The organism is Enterobacter sp. BNK-18, assembly GCF_047456135.1.
GTDB classification, from domain to species: Bacteria; Pseudomonadota; Gammaproteobacteria; order Enterobacterales; family Enterobacteriaceae; genus Enterobacter; species Enterobacter ludwigii.
In genome coordinates this window covers 4,478,475-4,494,597 of sequence record NZ_CP179899.1, presented here as the reverse complement: position 1 = coordinate 4,494,597, position 16,123 = coordinate 4,478,475, and the positions used below count along the sequence as shown (strand labels likewise).

Below are 16,123 nucleotides of genomic sequence, written 5' to 3'. Positions count from 1 at the left end.
CTGTAGGCCGGGGGGCTCATGCGCCACCCGGCATTTACATTTAAGCCTGTTTCTTCGCGGCCGCGTTCGGCAAGAAGCCTTCCAGCACGATTAACGCCGCGCCGATGCAAATTGCGCTGTCGGCGAGGTTAAAGGTCGCGAAGTGCCAGTCGCCGACATAGAAGTCGATCATATCGACCACAAAGCCGTGCCACAGGCGGTCAAACAGGTTGCCCAGCGCGCCACCGATAATCAGCGCATAGGCGATATTATTTAGCTTTTGTGTTGCCTTCGAACGGTACATCAGCAGCGATAGCACTACACAGATACCGATAGCGATACCTGCAAAGAACCAGCGCTGCCAGCCACCGCTGTCAGCAAGGAAACTAAACGCCGCACCGTAGTTACGTGCGTAATGCAGGTTAAGCGACGGGAACAGCGACACCGTCTCCCCCAGAGCAAAATTCTGGAGGATCAGGAACTTGCTGCCCAGATCGATAATCAGCACTACCACCACCAGCCACAGCCAGCGCAGTCCTGTCGAACAGAGAGTTTTACTCATCAGGCAAACTTACGTTTCTCGCCGTCACCGGCGACGTTGCTGACACAGCGTCCGCAGATATCTGCGTGTTCCGCCACCTGGCCGACATCAGTGGTGTAATGCCAGCAACGCGGGCATTTATCACCTTCGGCTTTGCTCAGTGCGACTTTCAGTCCTTTGAGCAGTTCGCTCTGCTGTGCATCAGCAGACGCCTGGGCATAATCCGCAACTTTCGCACCGGAGGTCAACAGGACAAATCGTAATTCATCGCCCAGCGCCGTCAGTTTCGCCGCCAGCTCTGGCTCGGCGTACAGGGTAACTGCCGCTTCCAGCGAGCCGCCGACTTTCTTGTCAGCACGCGCCTGCTCGATAACCTTGTTCACTTCGCCACGCACTTTCAGCAGATCGTCCCAGAAGGCATCGTTCATCGCTTCGGTGCTGGAGAGATCGAACAGACCTTCATACCACTCGCCGGTGAAGACATACTTCTCACGGTCGCCTGGCAGGTAACCCCAGATTTCATCTGCGGTGAAGGACATGATCGGTGCCATCCAGCGAACCAGCGCTTCTGCGATGTGGAACAGCGCAGTCTGGCAGCTACGACGCGCCACGCTGTCCGCTTTCGCGGTGTACTGGCGGTCTTTGATGATGTCGAGGTAGAACGAGCCCATCTCAATGGAGCAGAAGCGCATCAGACGCTGCACCACTTCGTGGAAATCATAAGATTCGTAAGCCTTCAGGATATCTTCCTGTGCCGCTTTCGCGCAGCCTACCGCCCAGCGATCCAGCACCACCATCTCTTCCGGTTTCACCATATCTTTTACCGGATCGAACCCGTTCAGGTTCGCCAGCAAGAAGCGCGCGGTGTTACGGATACGACGATAGCTGTCGGCAGCACGTTTCAGGATCTCGTCCGACACCGCCATTTCGCCGGTATAGTCGGTAGAAGCAACCCACAGACGCAGAATGTCCGCGCCCAGTTTGTTCATCACGTCCTGCGGAGAGACGGTGTTACCGATCGATTTAGACATCTTACGGCCCTGACCATCCACGGTGAAACCGTGGGTCAGCACCTGGCGATACGGTGCTTTACCTTTCATGGCGGTGGAAATCATCAGCGATGACATGAACCAGCCGCGGTGTTGGTCAGAACCTTCCAGATACATATCTGCCGCGTGGCCGGCAAATTCCGGACGCACGTCAACAACAGACGCGTGCGTTGAACCGGAGTCAAACCACACGTCCAGGGTATCAGGCACTTTCTCGTAGTTGTCTGCATCAGCGCCCAGGATGTCGCGGGAATCGAGATCCCACCATGCCTGAATGCCGTCAACTTCTACACGCTTCGCGACTTCTTCCATCAGCGCCAGGGTGTTCGGGTGCAGTTCCTGTGTCTCTTTGTGCACGAACAGAGACATTGGCACGCCCCAGGTACGCTGACGGGAGATACACCAGTCAGGACGGTTAGCGACCATGGACTCGATACGCGCCTGACCCCAGTCCGGGATCCACTGCACGCCTTTGATCTCTTTCAGGGACTGCTCGCGCAGGCCTTTCTGATCCATGCTGATGAACCACTGTGGAGTCGCACGGAAGATGATCGGTGATTTGTGACGCCAGCAGCACGGATAGCTGTGCTGCATTTTCTCAACGTGCAGCAGCGCGCCGCTGGTGCGCAGCATGTCAACGATGATGTCGTTCGCTTTGAAGACGTTGATACCGTCCAGCGCCGGGTAGGTGCCAGGCAGGTAAGAGCCGTCAGGACCAACCGGGTTAGCGATTTCAAGACCGTATTTCAGGCTGATGCTGTAGTCGTCAGGACCGTGGCCACCGGCGGTATGTACCGCACCGGTACCCGCATCCAGCGTCACGTGATCGCCCAGAATCGCCGGCACATCGAAGTCCAGGAACGGGTGTTTGAAGCGCATCAGCTCCAGCGCGTCACCTTTCACGGTGCCCAGCACGGTATAGTCGGTGATGTTCGCGCGTTTCAGCACGCTTTCGACCAGATCTTTCGCCAGGATCAGCGCCTGACCATCAACCTGCACCAGCGCGTACTCGAACTCGCCGGACAGGGAGATCGCGCGGTTTGCTGGCAGTGTCCACGGGGTGGTGGTCCAGATAACCAGCGAGATGGGGCCGTTGACAGAGGTCACGCCAAATTTGGCTTTCACCGCCTCCTGATCGACCGCGTGGAAGGCCACGTCGATAGACGGAGAGGTTTTGTCGTAATACTCCACTTCCGCTTCTGCCAGCGCAGAACGGCAGTCCACGCACCAGTGCACCGGCTTCGCGCCTTTGTGCAGATGGCCGTTACCGATGATTTTACCCAGCGCACGGATGATGTTGGCTTCGGTTTTGAAGTCCATGGTCAGGTACGGACGTGACCAGTCACCCAGCACGCCCAGGCGGATAAAGTCCTGACGCTGACCGTCAACCTGCGTAGCCGCGTATTCGCGACATTTTGCGCGGAATTCTGCCGCGGTGAACTTCTCACCCGGCTTACCAAACTCTTGCTCAACTTTCAGTTCAATTGGCAGACCATGGCAGTCCCAGCCCGGAACGTAAGGCGAGTCATATCCCGCGAGGCCTTTGGACTTCACGATAATGTCTTTCAGAATCTTGTTTACAGAGTGACCAATATGAATGCTGCCATTCGCATATGGAGGGCCATCATGCAGAATGAAGGTTTTTTTGCCTTTTTTGGCTGCACGGATGATGCCGTACAGGTCATCATCGGTCCAACGCGCCAGCATTCCCGGTTCGCGCTTGGCGAGATCGCCGCGCATCGGGAACCCTGTTTCCGGCAAATTCAGGGTTGATTTATAGTCACTCATCAGATTCTCGGTTCCGTATTTTTCACGTAGGCATTTAAGCCGGGTTTACTCGCCCAAAAAACTCGCGGGCCGTTAATTCATCTCGCGCGATTTGCGCCTTTAGTTCATCCAGCGAAGCAAATCGCTGCTCATTGCGTATTTTTTTACGCAGTATCACATCTATATGGCGACCATAAAGGTCCATTACAACGTCCAGCAGGTGCACTTCTAATTGTTGACGGACACCGGCGACTGTAGGACGTGTGCCAATATTGGCGACACCGAAATACGGTTTATCGCCCAGACCAGCCACTTCCACCGCATATACCCCTTTAACCGGGGAGACCTGACGACGTAGCGGTATATTCGCCGTCGGGAAACCTATGGTGCGGCCCAGCGCATCGCCATGGACCACACGGCCTGAAATGCTAAACGGATGTCCCAGCAGCGTTTCCGCCGTATCCAGTTCATCGTTGGCCAGCGCCTGACGCACCGCAGTGCTGCTAACCCGGACGCCACCTTCGCAAAAGGTCATTGCGCTGGTGACATCAAAGCCGTACTCGAGGCCAGCCTTCTGTAATAGCAAGAAATCGCCCTGACGACCAGCGCCAAAGCGGAAATCATCCCCCACGGCCAGAAACTGCACGCCAAGGCGCCTGACCAGCAGGTCACTGACGAAATTTTGTGCTGTGAGCGCGGCAAAGCGGCGATCGAAACGCACGCACAATACGTAGTCCACCCCGGACTCTGCCAGGTAGCGCAACTTCTCGCGCAGGCGAGTGAGGCGAGCCGGTGATTTATCGCCGGCAAACAGCTCCAGCGGCTGCGGCTCAAAAATCATCACTACAACGGGCAGGCCACGCGCCTCCCCTTCTTTACGCAATCCCTGCAGCAGCGCCTGATGACCACGATGCACGCCGTCGAAATTACCAATGGTCAGCACGCACCCGTGCGGTGCTCTGCTGAGATTATGTATGCCGCGTATCAGCTTCATGTCTGGCTCAAAACAGTGAAAATCGCCAAAGTATACCTTGTACAGCGGTTAAGGTTAACCGGCGATTGTTCGCGCAAAACAGAAAGCCGTAATGATTTCATCAGGCTGACCTTTCACAGCAAAAAAATCTGCCCGTGAACTGCGTTTTTTGTGCCGAAAAGCTGTATTCACGAGCGACAAGCTGGTAGAATCCTGCGCCATCACTACGTAACGTAGCGTCGCCAATCAACGGCGCTTATTTGCACAAATCCATTGACAAAAGAAGGTATAGAGGGCATATTCCTCGGCCTTTGAATTGTCCACATAGATCATATTTGGGAGTTGGACCTTGGCTAATATCAAATCAGCTAAGAAACGTGCTATCCAGTCTGAAAAGGCTCGTAAGCACAATGCAAGCCGTCGCTCTATGATGCGTACTTTCATCAAGAAAGTATACGCAGCTATCGAAGCTGGCGACAAAGCTGCTGCGCAGAACGCATTTAATGAAATGCAACCAATCGTGGATCGTCAGGCTGCTAAAGGTCTGATCCACAAAAACAAAGCAGCGCGTCATAAAGCAAACCTGACCGCGCAGATCAACAAACTGGCTTAATCGCCACTTGTTGTTGCTTGTTTTAAAAGAACCCGCTTAACGCGGGTTTTTTTATATCTTCAGATTGCCGGTGGCGTAAACAGCGCCGAGTAGTCGCGGTTACAGATGCGCTGTACCGCTGGGTGTTGAATCATCCTTTCTGCAAATATCGCGTGATACTCCTCCATCACGTTATCGACCCGGCCAATCTCCGTAATCTTGTTATCTGAATAGAGATCGTGCACGTACAGCGTCGGTGCAACGAAGATGGCGTTATGCGCCTCACCAAAGGCTTTCATTAGCGCCGCATCGTCAAACTCGCCGAGGATCTCCACCTTCAGTCCCTGAGAGTTAAACCAGTTCAGCAGTTTGCGCCCAAGCATGGAGCGCCGGCCTGGCACCAGCAAACGACGCTCCTCCAGACAGGCAGGAAACGGTTTTTCCGGCGGCGGGTTAATGCACCAGAAGCTGACCCCGCATTCGCCAATCTTCACCGAGAACAGCCCTTCCTGCTGCGTAGAGTCAATCGGGCAGTCCGAGATAATCATATCCAGCTTATGCTGGCTCAGTTGCTCCAGCAGCATCTCGTGCGTGGACTCAAAACAGCGCAGGTGGATTTGCTCATCTTCGACCACCGCCGCATCCAGCACGCCGCTGACCAGCCGTTTTGACAACGCATCCGCCACGCCGACGTCAAAGAGCAGGTTTGACTCTTTGCGGTAGTTAACAATATCCAGCATCTCCTGGCTTAAGGTGAACATCTTATCCGCGTAGCGGAAAACCAGTTCGCCCAGCTCACTTGGCTCAATCCCACGGCCCTTGCGCTTAAAGAGCTTGCCCTGCAGCCGCTCTTCCAGCGCTTTGATTTGCCCGGTGATGGTCTGCGGCGTCAGGTAGAGCGCCTCTGCCGCCCCCACGACCGAGCCCTGCTTATAGACGTGCCAGAAGTAGTAAAGGTGGTTGTAATTCAAATGAGACATCGTGTCTTCGCTCCCTGATCGTGTAGCGGGAGAAGGTGTTCTTCTCCCGGTTTCCTGTTATGCCTGAACGACCGGTCCTGGCAGTTTGACCTTCAATAAGGTATAGCCAGTGACTGCGGCCAGTAACGATCCGATAAGGATACCCAGCTTCGCCCAGACGATAAGCTCAGGCGCATGGGCAAAAGCCAGCGTTGAGATAAAGATCGACATGGTAAACCCAATGCCGCACAGCACGCCCACCGCCATGATCTGCTTAAACGTGGTACCGTGCGGCAGTGACGCCAGCTTCAGCTTCAGCGCCAGCCAGCAGAACAGGCTAATGCCCAGCGGCTTACCAATAAACAGTCCGGCAATAATGCCCAGCGGCAGCATTGAGGTCAGTCCCTCAAGGGTTACCCCTTCCAGCGAAACGCCTGCATTGGCGAAAGCAAACAGCGGCAGGATCATAAAGGCGACCCACGGGTGCAGTACATGCTCCAGCTGTTTGGCAGGCGATTTCCCGTCCTGCGGCTTAAGCGGAACGAAGAAGCCGACGATGACCCCGGCGAGCGTAGCGTGCACGCCTGATTTCAGTACCGCGGTCCACAGCACCATCCCCACCAGCACGTAGATCCCGATGCGGCGCACGTTGCAAATGTTCAACAGCGCCAGTACCGCAATCGCTCCTGCGGCAACGCTCAACGACAGGATCGACAGGTCGCTGGTGTAGAACAGCGCAATAATGACAATCGCGCCCAGGTCATCAATGATCGCCAGCGCCATCAGGAAGATTTTCAGTGCCACCGGCACGCGGCTTCCCAACAAGGCCAGCACACCCAGGGCAAACGCGATATCCGTTGCTGCCGGAATAGCCCAGCCATGACGCGATACCGGATCCTGCCAGGTGAACGCCAGGAAGAGCAACGCCGGAATGACCATCCCCCCGAATGCGGCAATCACCGGGAAAGCGGCACGCTGACGGCTGGCAAGCGAGCCCAGGACCAGCTCACGCTTAACCTCCAGCCCTACCAGCAGGAAAAACACGGCCATCAGTGCATCGTTGATCCACAGCAGCATGTTCTTGTTAATTTCCAGCGCCCCGACTTTCAGCTCAACGGGAGTTTCCAGAAACGCGTGGTAAAAGTCGCGTGTGAAACCCATATTGGCCAGCGCCATCGCGGCCGCAGCGGCAATAATCAGGATGATGCCGCCTGATGCTTCACTGCTAAAAAAACGGTGTATTAATTTCACGTAGGCTCTCTCTTACAGCAATACTTCGGTAAAACCATAATACCAGGCCGAACAGCTCGGCAAAAGCAGATTAATGTTGAGTATATATTCAGTTTTACCGAGTGATAGCCATGAGGACAGCTACAAAAAGAAAAAGCCCGAAATCGCTTCCGGGCTTTTTGAGATGAACACCAGCTAACGGATCAGCGGGTCAAATCGTCGAAGAATTTTTTGACGCCATCGAAGAAGCTTTTGGAGCGCGGGCTGTTTTTCTCACCCGTCGGGCCGCCAAAACTTTCCTGCAGCTCTTTCAGCAGCTGTTTCTGCTTGTCGTTCAGGCCAACCGGAGTTTCAACCACCACGCGGCACAGCAGGTCGCCCTGCGCACCACCGCGAACGGATTTAACACCTTTACCACGCATGCGGAACAGCTTGCCGGTCTGGGTTTCGCCTGGAACCTTCAGATTGACGCGACCATCAAGCGTTGGCACTTCAATTTCGCCACCGAGTGCCGCCATGGCGAAGTTGATGGGCACTTCACAGTACAGGTTGTTGCCTTCACGCTCGAAGATGGCGTGCTGCTTGACCTGAACCTGAACGTACAGATCGCCTGCTGGTGCACCGTGCTCGCCGGCCTCACCTTCACCTGCCAGACGGATACGGTCGCCCGTGTCCACGCCTGCCGGGATTTTAACGGACAGCGTCTTGGTTTTCTCAACGCGACCATGACCGTGGCATTTTGTGCAGGGGTCTTTAATCAGCGTACCGCGACCATGACAGTGCGGACACGCCTGCTGCACGGCGAAGAAGCCCTGCCGCATCTGCACCTGACCGGAACCGTGACAGGTTGGACAGGTTTGCGGCTGGGTGCCTGCTTTCGCGCCGCTGCCGTGGCAAACGTCGCACTCTTCCAGCGTCGGAATACGGATCTCTTTGGTGACGCCGCGTACGGCCTCTTCCAGCGTCAGATCCATGTTGTAGCGCAGGTCGGCGCCGCGCGCCGCGCGCTGACGGCCACGACCGCCGCCAAAAATGTCGCCGAAAACATCGCCAAAGATATCGCTGAAGTCAGCGCCGCCGCCAAAGCCGCCGCCACCGAATCCACCGCCGCCCATGCCGCCTTGTTCGAAGGCTGCGTGACCGTACTGGTCATAGGCCGCACGTTTCTGTGCATCGGTCAGGACTTCGTAGGCTTCTTTGATCTCTTTAAATTTGGCTTCAGCCTCTTTGTCACCCTGGTTGCGGTCCGGGTGGAATTTCATGGCCAGGCGCTTATACGCCTTTTTGATTTCACGCTCTTCCGCAGTTTTCGGAACGCCTAAAATCTCGTAATAGTCTTGCTTTGCCATTGGTTTTTTTAAGCCCCTTAACATGCGAGCACGGGCGTGGAGAGTTCTCCTACGCCCGTGCCGATTAATTACCCTGCATCAGGGCGATTATTTTTTGTCTTTCACTTCTTCGAACTCAGCGTCGACAACGTCGTCGTCTTTCGCGTTGTTCTGAGAAGCGTCAGCGCCAGCCTGCTGTTGGGCGTGCTGCTGCTGAGCGATTTCCATCAGCTTCTGAGAAGCCTGTGCCAGCTCCTGCATCTTCGCTTCGATATCCGCTTTATCTTCGCCTTTCAGAGACGTTTCCAGCGCGCTCAGTGCAGCTTCGATAGCCGTTTTGTCTTCAGCTGGCAGTTTATCGCCGGCTTCTTCAACCTGCTTACGGGTGCTGTGCAGCAGATGGTCGCCCTGGTTGCGGGTCTGAACCAGCTCTTCGAACTTACGGTCAGATTCCGCGTTTGCTTCTGCTTCACGAACCATTTTCTGGATCTCTTCTTCGTTCAGACCGGAAGAGGCCTTAATGGTGATCTTCTGCTCTTTACCGCTGTTTTTGTCTTTCGCGGAAACGTGCAGGATACCATCAGCATCGATATCGAAGGTTACTTCGATCTGCGGCATACCGCGTGGCGCCGGGTTGATGCCATCCAGGTTGAACTGACCCAGTGACTTGTTATCCGCCGCACGCTTACGCTCACCCTGCAGCACATGGATGGTTACTGCAGACTGGTTGTCTTCAGCTGTAGAGAACACCTGGCTGTGCTTAGTAGGGATAGTGGTGTTTTTGGTGATAAGCGCCGTCATCACACCGCCCATGGTTTCGATACCCAGAGACAGCGGGGTAACGTCCAACAGCAGAACGTCTTTCACATCACCCGTCAACACACCACCCTGAACGGCAGCACCGATAGCCACTGCTTCGTCCGGGTTAACGTCTTTACGTGGCTCTTTACCAAAGAATTCAGCCACTTTCTTCTGAACCATTGGCATACGGGTCTGGCCACCGACGAGGATAACGTCGTTGATATCAGACACGGACAGGCCAGCATCCTGCAGAGCAACTTTCAGTGGCTCAATGGAACGGTTCACCAGGTCTTCTACCAGGCTTTCCAGTTTCGCACGGGTCACTTTAATGTTCATGTGTTTAGGACCGGTCGCGTCTGCAGTGATATACGGCAGGTTCACGTCGGTCTGCTGAGCGGAAGACAGTTCGATCTTCGCTTTCTCAGCGGCTTCTTTCAGGCGTTGCATTGCCAGCGGGTCGTTACGCAGGTCAATGCCCTGATCTTTCTTAAACTCGTCAACGAGGTAGTTGATCAGACGGGTATCGAAGTCTTCACCACCCAGGTGGGTATCACCGTTGGTTGCCAGAACTTCGAAGGTTTTTTCGCCATCAACTTCGTCGATTTCGATAATAGAGATATCGAAAGTACCACCACCCAGGTCGTAAACCGCGATAGTACGGTTGCCAACTTCTTTATCCAGACCGTAAGCCAGTGCCGCTGCGGTTGGTTCGTTGATGATACGTTTTACTTCCAGACCTGCGATACGGCCAGCATCTTTCGTTGCCTGACGCTGAGCATCGTTGAAGTAAGCAGGAACGGTGATAACAGCTTCAGTTACCGGTTCACCCAGGTAATCTTCTGCGGTTTTCTTCATTTTTTTCAGCACTTCAGCAGAGATCTGCGGTGGTGCCGTTTTGGTGCCTTTCACATCAAGCCATGCATCGCCGTTATCTGCTGCGATGATTTTGTAAGGCATGATAGAAACGTCACGCTGAACTTCTTCGTCCTGGAAGCGGCGGCCAATCAGGCGTTTAATCGCAAACAGGGTATTTTGCGGGTTTGTCACTGCCTGACGTTTAGCCGGCTGACCAACCAGAGTTTCACCATCCTGGGTATAAGCAATGATAGAAGGCGTGGTGCGATCGCCCTCGGCGTTCTCCAGCACGCGTGCGGTAGTGCCATCCATAATCGCTACACAAGAGTTGGTAGTACCCAGGTCGATACCAATAATTTTACCCATCTAAACGTCTCCACTTAAAATTCAGTCAACATGTGGTTGTGTACCTGTAATAAGGGCAGAACGTGCTTTTTCAACTGCCCACAATTGATTTTTTTCAGGTCCACACACTGCGGTTGACTACAAGATGGGGTCGCGCCAGCGTCCATCAAGGGGGAACGGTAAAAAAAATTTTTAATTTCACCCTGATGAGATCATAGACGGCATTGATTGCGCCCATTATGATGCCGCGCCCCGTCAGGGAGAACTGACGCGGGTTTAACCATTTCACCATATTAATGATGATTTTTTTGAGGACTTATGGGCAACACTAAGTTGGCTAATCCGGCTCCGCTGGGCCTGATGGGTTTTGGCATGACCACTATCCTGCTGAACCTGCACAACATCGGGATGTTCCCGATGGATGGCATTATCCTGGCGATGGGCATTTTTTACGGCGGTATCGCGCAAATCTTCGCGGGCCTGCTGGAATATAAGAAAGGCAACACCTTCGGCTTAACCGCATTCACCTCTTATGGTTCTTTCTGGCTGACCCTGGTCGCGATCCTGCTGATGCCTAAAATGGGCCTGGCAGACGCGGCAAACGCACATTTCCTGGGCGTTTACCTTGGTCTGTGGGGCGTCTTCACGCTGTTTATGTTCTTCGGCACCCTGAAAGGCAACCGCGCACTGCAGTTTGTTTTCCTGAGCCTGACCGTGCTGTTCGCCCTGCTGGCGATCGGCCACCTCGTGGATAACGAAAGCATCGTGCATATTGCCGGCTGGATTGGTCTGGTGTGCGGCGCAAGCGCTATCTACCTGGCAATGGGTGAAGTGCTGAACGAGCAGTTTGACCGCACCATCCTACCGATTGGTGAAAAACACTGATCCTTCTGTCGTGTCCGCCTCGCGGGCACGACATCCCTGTTTCTGCCGAAGCCAAATGCCTAACACCAGCCCCATCACCGACAGCGCGAGCACATACCAGGCGGGAGCCATCGGGGATACTCCCATCAACACCGTGACCGCAATCGGCGTCAGCCCGCCAAAGATGGCGTAAGAGACGTTATAGGAGAAAGAGATCCCGGTGAAGCGGACCTCTGGCGGAAAAGCTCGCACCATCACATACGGCACTGCACCGACAACCCCCACGCACAGCCCGACCGTACCGTAGAGCAGGAACAGCTGTTCAGGATGGCTGCCTGCCAGGTGGTAAAACGCCCAGCTCGACGCAGCCAGCAGCAGGCTGCCGATGATGAAAGTCAGGCCGGCACCGATACGATCAACGGCCAGCCCCGCGGCCAGACAGCCAAAGCAGAGCATAATGGTGGCGATACTGTTTGCCTGCAACGTTACCGCCGGCGCAAAACCGTACTGCTTTTGCAGCCATACCGGAGACATTAAGATAACGACCACGATGCCCGCCGACAGCAGCCAGGTGAGCAGCATCGACACCACCACCGCGCTCCGGTGGCGCACCACCACGGCTTTTACCGGCAACTCCTGTGCCAGCGCCTTGCGCTTTTGCATCTCAAGGAAAATGGGTGTCTCCTGCAGCCAGCGGCGAAGATACATCGCCACCAGGCCAAACGCCCCGCCGAGCAGGAACGGTACGCGCCATCCCCAGTCGTGAACCGCCTGTTGCGTCATGCTGGTATTCACGATAGTGGCCACCACTGAACCGAGGAGGATACCGACAGTCAGCCCCGCCGTTAAGGTTCCACAGGCGATGCCGATGCGGCGCGCCGGCACATGCTCCGCCACAAACACCCAGGCCCCCGGCACTTCGCCGCCAATTGCCGCCCCCTGAAGAATGCGCATCAGCAACAGCAGCAGCGGAGCAACAATGCCCATTGAGGCGTAAGTGGGCAGCAGACCAATGGCCAGCGTCGGCACGGCCATCAGTAAAATGCTGAGCGTGAACATCTTCTTACGCCCGACCAGGTCACCAAAGTGGGCCATCACAATGCCACCCAGCGGTCGTGCCAGATACCCGGCGGCAAAAATGCCGAAGGTTTGCACCTGGCGCAACCACTCCGGGATATCTGCCGGGAAGAAAAGCTCCCCCACCACGGCGGCGAAGAAGACGAAGATGATAAAGTCGTAAAACTCCAGCGCACCGCCTAAGGCCGCGAGCGTGAGGGTTTTATAGTCCTGTCGATTCAGAGGTCGGGTGTTATGTGACATAGCGAACCATTTGGTTTGTGTTGTGGATTTATTTTTACAGCAAACGTAAAGAAAAAATTACTATACCGTAAAACCCTTACCACGCTACCGTCGCTTCAGCTAATGTCACATATTGATTAATTTCAGGAGATTGTCTCGCGACGGGCGTTTTTCGGACGAAAAGCTGCTACCACTTTCTCATCGGTTTCCACATACGGGCCGTCTAGCAACTGTATACAATACGGTACACTTGCAAAAATCCCGTGCACGATCACGCTGCCATCTTCCGCTTTCAGTCCTTCAAGCGTCTCTTTGATGGACTTCGGCTGGCCCGGCAAATTCAGAATCAATGCCTGCTTGCGGATCACCCCGACCTGACGGGAGAGGATCGCCGTCGGGACAAAGTGTAGACTGATCTGGCGCATCTGCTCACCGAAGCCAGGCATCTCACGATCGGCAACCGCCAGCGTGGCATCCGGAGTGACGTCCCGGCGCGCAGGCCCGGTGCCTCCCGTGGTCAATACCAGGTGGCAGCTCATCTCATCCACCAGCTCACAGAGTGTCTGTTCGATAATGGGCTGTTCGTCAGGGATCAGGCGGGTCTGGATCTCAAAGGGGGTTGTCAACGCACTGCCCAGCCATTCTTCCAGCGCGGGGATGCCTTTATCCTGATAAACACCGCTGGAGGCGCGGTCAGAAATCGACACTAAGCCGATGCGTAAGGTATTCATATCCATTCCATTCAAAAAAGTACTGATTAAAGGGAATGATACACGCAGAGGGGAAATTCAGACAGAGTACGAAAGAAGTAGCGTGACCGGGGACCCGGTCACGCAGAATGATTACAGCAGGTCGCCGATCATTTTTTCCAGTTTTTCCTGGTCGATAGCAAACTTACGGATACCGTCCGCCAGTTTATCTACAGCCATTGGATCCTGGTTATGCTGCCACAGGAACTCAGATTCAGTGATGCGCTCCGGACGCGCTTTCACTTCACCGGTGTAGGACAGTTTACGCTCGATAGCACCTTCGCTTTCAGCCAGCTCTTTCAGCAGTGCCGGGGCGATGGTCAGGCGGTCACAGCCAGCCAGTTCGATGATTTCACCTACGTTACGGAAGCTTGCGCCCATCACCACAGTCTCATAACCGTGCTGTTTGTAGTATTCGTAGATTTCGGTCACGGAAACGACGCCTGGATCTTCAGATGCCGCGTACTCTTTCTTATCCGTGTTGGCTTTGTACCAGTCCAGAATACGGCCAACGAATGGAGAAATCAGGTATACGCCGGCTTCCGCACATGCACGCGCCTGTGCGAAGGAGAACAGCAGCGTCAGGTTACAGTTGATACCGTCTTTTTCCAGCTGTTCAGCTGCACGAATACCCTGCCAGGTTGACGCCAGTTTGATCAGGATACGGTCATTGCTGATGCCAGCATCGTTGTACATTTTGATCAGACGTTTTGCTTTGGCGATAGACGCTTCGGTGTCGTAGGAGAGACGTGCGTCAACTTCGGTAGAGATGCGGCCAGGAACCAGTTTCAGAATTTCCAGACCAATGTTCACGGCCAGTTTATCAGTGGCATCAACAACCTGCTGCGCGCGGTCGTTGCTCTGTGCTTTCGCCCAGGTCACTGCGTCGTCAATCAGTTTGCGATACTCAGGGATCTGTGCGGCGTTAAGGATCAGAGAAGGGTTGGTGGTGGCATCCTGCGGCTGGTACAGCTTCATTGCCGCGATATCTCCGGTGTCAGCTACGACAGTGGTGAACTGACGAAGGGAGGTCAATTTATCCGTCATGATAGTGTTTCTCTTTTAACGTGCCCTGGATAATTCACGCTACCGACAGCATGCCTGCAGCGGAAAAATGACAGGTTTACTTGTTAGGGGGATGTAACCGGTCTGCCCTGATGATAACACGACGGAGGGGTAGCGCAACCGCAGACAGTGCGCTTAGACAGAGTATGATAAACTCAGAATATTAACAGGCTGCTAAGTAACAGCATGTCCAATCAGTGGTAGCGCTTACATATTCATTTTGGCATCAACAAGAGGGACGTTAATGCCTGATTTCCTTTTCTTTATTAATGAAGTCCTTTGGGGTTCGATAATGATATACCTGCTGCTGGGTGCAGGTATTTGGTTTACGCTACGCAGCGGGTTTATCCAGTTTCGTTATATTCGCAAATTTGGCAGAAGTCTGAAAAACAGCGTCACGCCCCAGCCGGGCGGATTAACCTCTTTCCAGGCCCTCTGCACCAGCATTGCCGCACGCCTCGGCAGCGGTAATATGGCAGGGGTAGCACTGGCCATCAGCGCCGGTGGCCCGGGCGCCGTTTTCTGGATGTGGGTCACGGCGCTTATCGGGATGGCCACCTCCTTTGCCGAAAGCGCCCTCGCCCAACTCTACAAAGAAAAAGATAAAAACGGACAGTTTCGCGGCGGCCCGGCCTGGTACATGGCGCGTGGCTTAGGAATGCGCTGGATGGGCGTGCTGTTTTCGCTGTTTTTACTGCTCGCGTACGGTCTGATTTTTAATACCGTTCAGGCGAATTCTGTCGCCCATGCCTTGCGCTATGCCTTTGCGTGTCCGGAGTGGATCACCGGGCTTGTTTTAGCCCTCTGTATCCTGCTGACCATTTCGACCGGCCTAAAAGGTGTCGCCCGCCTGATGCAGTGGCTGGTGCCGGTCATGGCGCTGCTGTGGGTTGCCGCCAGCCTGTTCGTCGCCGCACGGCATATCGAGCAGGTGCCGGAAGTGATTGCAACCATCTTCAAAAGCGCATTTGGCTGGCGCGAGGCGGCATCGGGCGCACTGGGCTATACGTTCAGTCAGGCGCTGATGTCGGGCTTTCAGCGCGGAATGTTCTCCAATGAAGCCGGTATGGGGTCAACCCCCAATGCCGCCGCCGCCGCCGCGTCCTGGCCGCCCCACCCGGCGGCACAAGGCATTGTTCAGATGATTGGCGTTTTTACGGACACCATTATTATCTGTTCCGCCAGCGCCATGATCCTGCTGCTGGCCGGCCCGGTACCTCACTCATCGGAAACAGCCGGCATACAACTGCTTCAGCAGGCACTGGTGAATCTGACGGGCGGCTGGGGAGCCGGGTTTGTCTCGCTCATCCTGCTGTTATTCGCCTTCAGCTCGATTGTTGTGAATTACCTCTACGCCGAAAATAACCTTATTTTCCTGAAAGTGGACTCCCGCCGTATGATCACGCTGCTGCGCCTCGGGGTGATACTGATGGTGTTAGCAGGTTCGCTGCTCAGCATGCCACTGGTCTGGCAACTGGCGGATGTCTTTATGGCGCTCATGGCCATCACTAACCTGACGGCGATCCTGCTGCTCTCACCCGTGGTTACGCTTATCGCACGGGACTATCTTCGTCAGCGCAAACTGGGCGTACCGCCGGTCTTTGATGCCTCGCGTTATCCCGACATCCAGGCGCAAATTGCGCCTGGCACCTGGGATGATTTGCCACGGCAATAACAGCTATCGATCAATTGAGGGCGATTTTTTGCTAAAGTCGCTCTAAATTTCC

At 54.8% G+C, this 16,123-nt stretch carries 13 protein-coding genes and 1 pseudogene; 3 read left to right on the top strand and 11 right to left on the bottom strand.

Annotated elements, in window-relative coordinates; translation table 11 throughout:
- Positions 1–40: 40 nt before the first annotated feature.
- The 4 genes and pseudogenes from lspA to ACMGG3_RS21590 form a co-directional block, all read right to left on the bottom strand.
- Entirely contained in the window at positions 41–541 is a 501-nt protein-coding gene (gene lspA / locus ACMGG3_RS21605; RefSeq protein ID WP_020882545.1) for a signal peptidase II, read from the bottom strand.
- Positions 541–3,357 (bottom strand): isoleucine--tRNA ligase, encoded by a 2,817-nt coding sequence (ileS, locus tag ACMGG3_RS21600; protein ID WP_410392835.1) that lies wholly within the window; start codon positions 3,355–3,357, stop codon positions 541–543. The genes lspA and ileS overlap by 1 nt, the downstream gene beginning before the upstream one ends.
- Positions 3,358–3,391: 34 nt before the next feature.
- A complete protein-coding gene (gene ribF, locus ACMGG3_RS21595; RefSeq protein ID WP_014168574.1) occupies positions 3,392–4,330 on the bottom strand; it encodes a bifunctional riboflavin kinase/FAD synthetase in 939 nt (312 codons plus the stop codon).
- Between the two features lie 7 nt (positions 4,331–4,337).
- A pseudogene (locus tag ACMGG3_RS21590) lies at positions 4,338–4,556 on the bottom strand (DUF2575 domain-containing protein).
- Between the two features lie 102 nt (positions 4,557–4,658).
- On the opposite strand from ACMGG3_RS21590, the gene rpsT reads away from it, so the two are divergent.
- On the top strand, positions 4,659–4,922 hold the full coding sequence (rpsT, locus tag ACMGG3_RS21585; protein ID WP_008502037.1) for a 30S ribosomal protein S20: 264 nt from the start codon (positions 4,659–4,661) through the stop codon (positions 4,920–4,922).
- Positions 4,923–4,981: 59 nt separating this feature from the next.
- Here the strand turns inward: rpsT and nhaR are convergent, their stop codons facing one another.
- The 4 genes from nhaR to dnaK form a co-directional block, all read right to left on the bottom strand.
- A complete protein-coding gene (gene nhaR, locus ACMGG3_RS21580; protein ID WP_014168572.1) occupies positions 4,982–5,881 on the bottom strand; it encodes a transcriptional activator NhaR in 900 nt (299 codons plus the stop codon).
- A gap of 57 nt (positions 5,882–5,938) precedes the next feature.
- Positions 5,939–7,111 (bottom strand): Na+/H+ antiporter NhaA, encoded by a 1,173-nt coding sequence (gene nhaA, locus ACMGG3_RS21575; protein ID WP_414149452.1) that lies wholly within the window; start codon positions 7,109–7,111, stop codon positions 5,939–5,941.
- A 182-nt stretch (positions 7,112–7,293) separates the two neighbouring features.
- Positions 7,294–8,439: a molecular chaperone DnaJ gene (gene dnaJ, locus ACMGG3_RS21570; RefSeq protein ID WP_020882543.1), complete on the bottom strand. Its 1,146-nt coding sequence runs from the start codon at positions 8,437–8,439 to the stop codon at positions 7,294–7,296.
- 87 nt (positions 8,440–8,526) lie between these two features.
- Complete coding sequence (gene dnaK / locus ACMGG3_RS21565; RefSeq protein WP_014168568.1) at positions 8,527–10,440, bottom strand: molecular chaperone DnaK; 1,914 nt, start codon at positions 10,438–10,440, stop codon at positions 8,527–8,529.
- Positions 10,441–10,737: 297 nt separating this feature from the next.
- Here dnaK and satP point away from each other — a divergent pair, with 297 nt between their 5' ends.
- On the top strand, positions 10,738–11,304 hold the full coding sequence (gene satP, locus ACMGG3_RS21560) for an acetate uptake transporter (protein WP_020882542.1): 567 nt from the start codon (positions 10,738–10,740) through the stop codon (positions 11,302–11,304).
- Here the strand turns inward: satP and ACMGG3_RS21555 are convergent.
- The 3 genes from ACMGG3_RS21555 to tal all read right to left on the bottom strand — a co-directional run bounded on the left by ACMGG3_RS21555 (position 11,281) and on the right by tal (position 14,378).
- Entirely contained in the window at positions 11,281–12,603 is a 1,323-nt protein-coding gene (locus ACMGG3_RS21555) for an MFS transporter (protein WP_333178653.1), read from the bottom strand. The genes satP and ACMGG3_RS21555 overlap by 24 nt on opposite strands.
- A 122-nt stretch (positions 12,604–12,725) precedes the next feature.
- Complete coding sequence (gene mog, locus ACMGG3_RS21550) at positions 12,726–13,313, bottom strand: molybdopterin adenylyltransferase (protein WP_020882540.1); 588 nt, start codon at positions 13,311–13,313, stop codon at positions 12,726–12,728.
- A 111-nt stretch (positions 13,314–13,424) separates the two neighbouring features.
- Positions 13,425–14,378, bottom strand: coding sequence for a transaldolase (gene tal, locus ACMGG3_RS21545; protein ID WP_014168563.1), 954 nt, complete (start codon positions 14,376–14,378; stop codon positions 13,425–13,427).
- Between the two features lie 262 nt (positions 14,379–14,640).
- Here tal and ACMGG3_RS21540 point away from each other — a divergent pair, with 262 nt between their 5' ends.
- Positions 14,641–16,071: an alanine/glycine:cation symporter family protein gene (locus tag ACMGG3_RS21540; protein ID WP_032681687.1), complete on the top strand. Its 1,431-nt coding sequence runs from the start codon at positions 14,641–14,643 to the stop codon at positions 16,069–16,071.
- The last annotated feature ends 52 nt before the right edge of the window (positions 16,072–16,123 follow it).

What these genes read in the sequence shown, in the direction of transcription:
- lspA (WP_020882545.1), bottom strand. Translation starts at nt 541, where the DNA reads ATGAGTAAAACTCTCTGTTCGACAGGACTGCGCTGGCTGTGGCTGGTG.
- ileS (WP_410392835.1), bottom strand. Translation starts at nt 3,357, where the DNA reads ATGAGTGACTATAAATCAACCCTGAATTTGCCGGAAACAGGGTTCCCG.
- ribF (WP_014168574.1), bottom strand. Translation starts at nt 4,330, where the DNA reads ATGAAGCTGATACGCGGCATACATAATCTCAGCAGAGCACCGCACGGG.
- nhaR (WP_014168572.1), bottom strand. Translation starts at nt 5,881, where the DNA reads ATGTCTCATTTGAATTACAACCACCTTTACTACTTCTGGCACGTCTAT.
- dnaJ (WP_020882543.1), bottom strand. Translation starts at nt 8,439, where the DNA reads ATGGCAAAGCAAGACTATTACGAGATTTTAGGCGTTCCGAAAACTGCG.
- dnaK (WP_014168568.1), bottom strand. Translation starts at nt 10,440, where the DNA reads ATGGGTAAAATTATTGGTATCGACCTGGGTACTACCAACTCTTGTGTA.
- satP (WP_020882542.1), top strand. Translation starts at nt 10,738, where the DNA reads ATGGGCAACACTAAGTTGGCTAATCCGGCTCCGCTGGGCCTGATGGGT.
- ACMGG3_RS21555 (WP_333178653.1), bottom strand. Translation starts at nt 12,603, where the DNA reads ATGTCACATAACACCCGACCTCTGAATCGACAGGACTATAAAACCCTC.
- mog (WP_020882540.1), bottom strand. Translation starts at nt 13,313, where the DNA reads ATGAATACCTTACGCATCGGCTTAGTGTCGATTTCTGACCGCGCCTCC.
- tal (WP_014168563.1), bottom strand. Translation starts at nt 14,378, where the DNA reads ATGACGGATAAATTGACCTCCCTTCGTCAGTTCACCACTGTCGTAGCT.
- ACMGG3_RS21540 (WP_032681687.1), top strand. Translation starts at nt 14,641, where the DNA reads ATGCCTGATTTCCTTTTCTTTATTAATGAAGTCCTTTGGGGTTCGATA.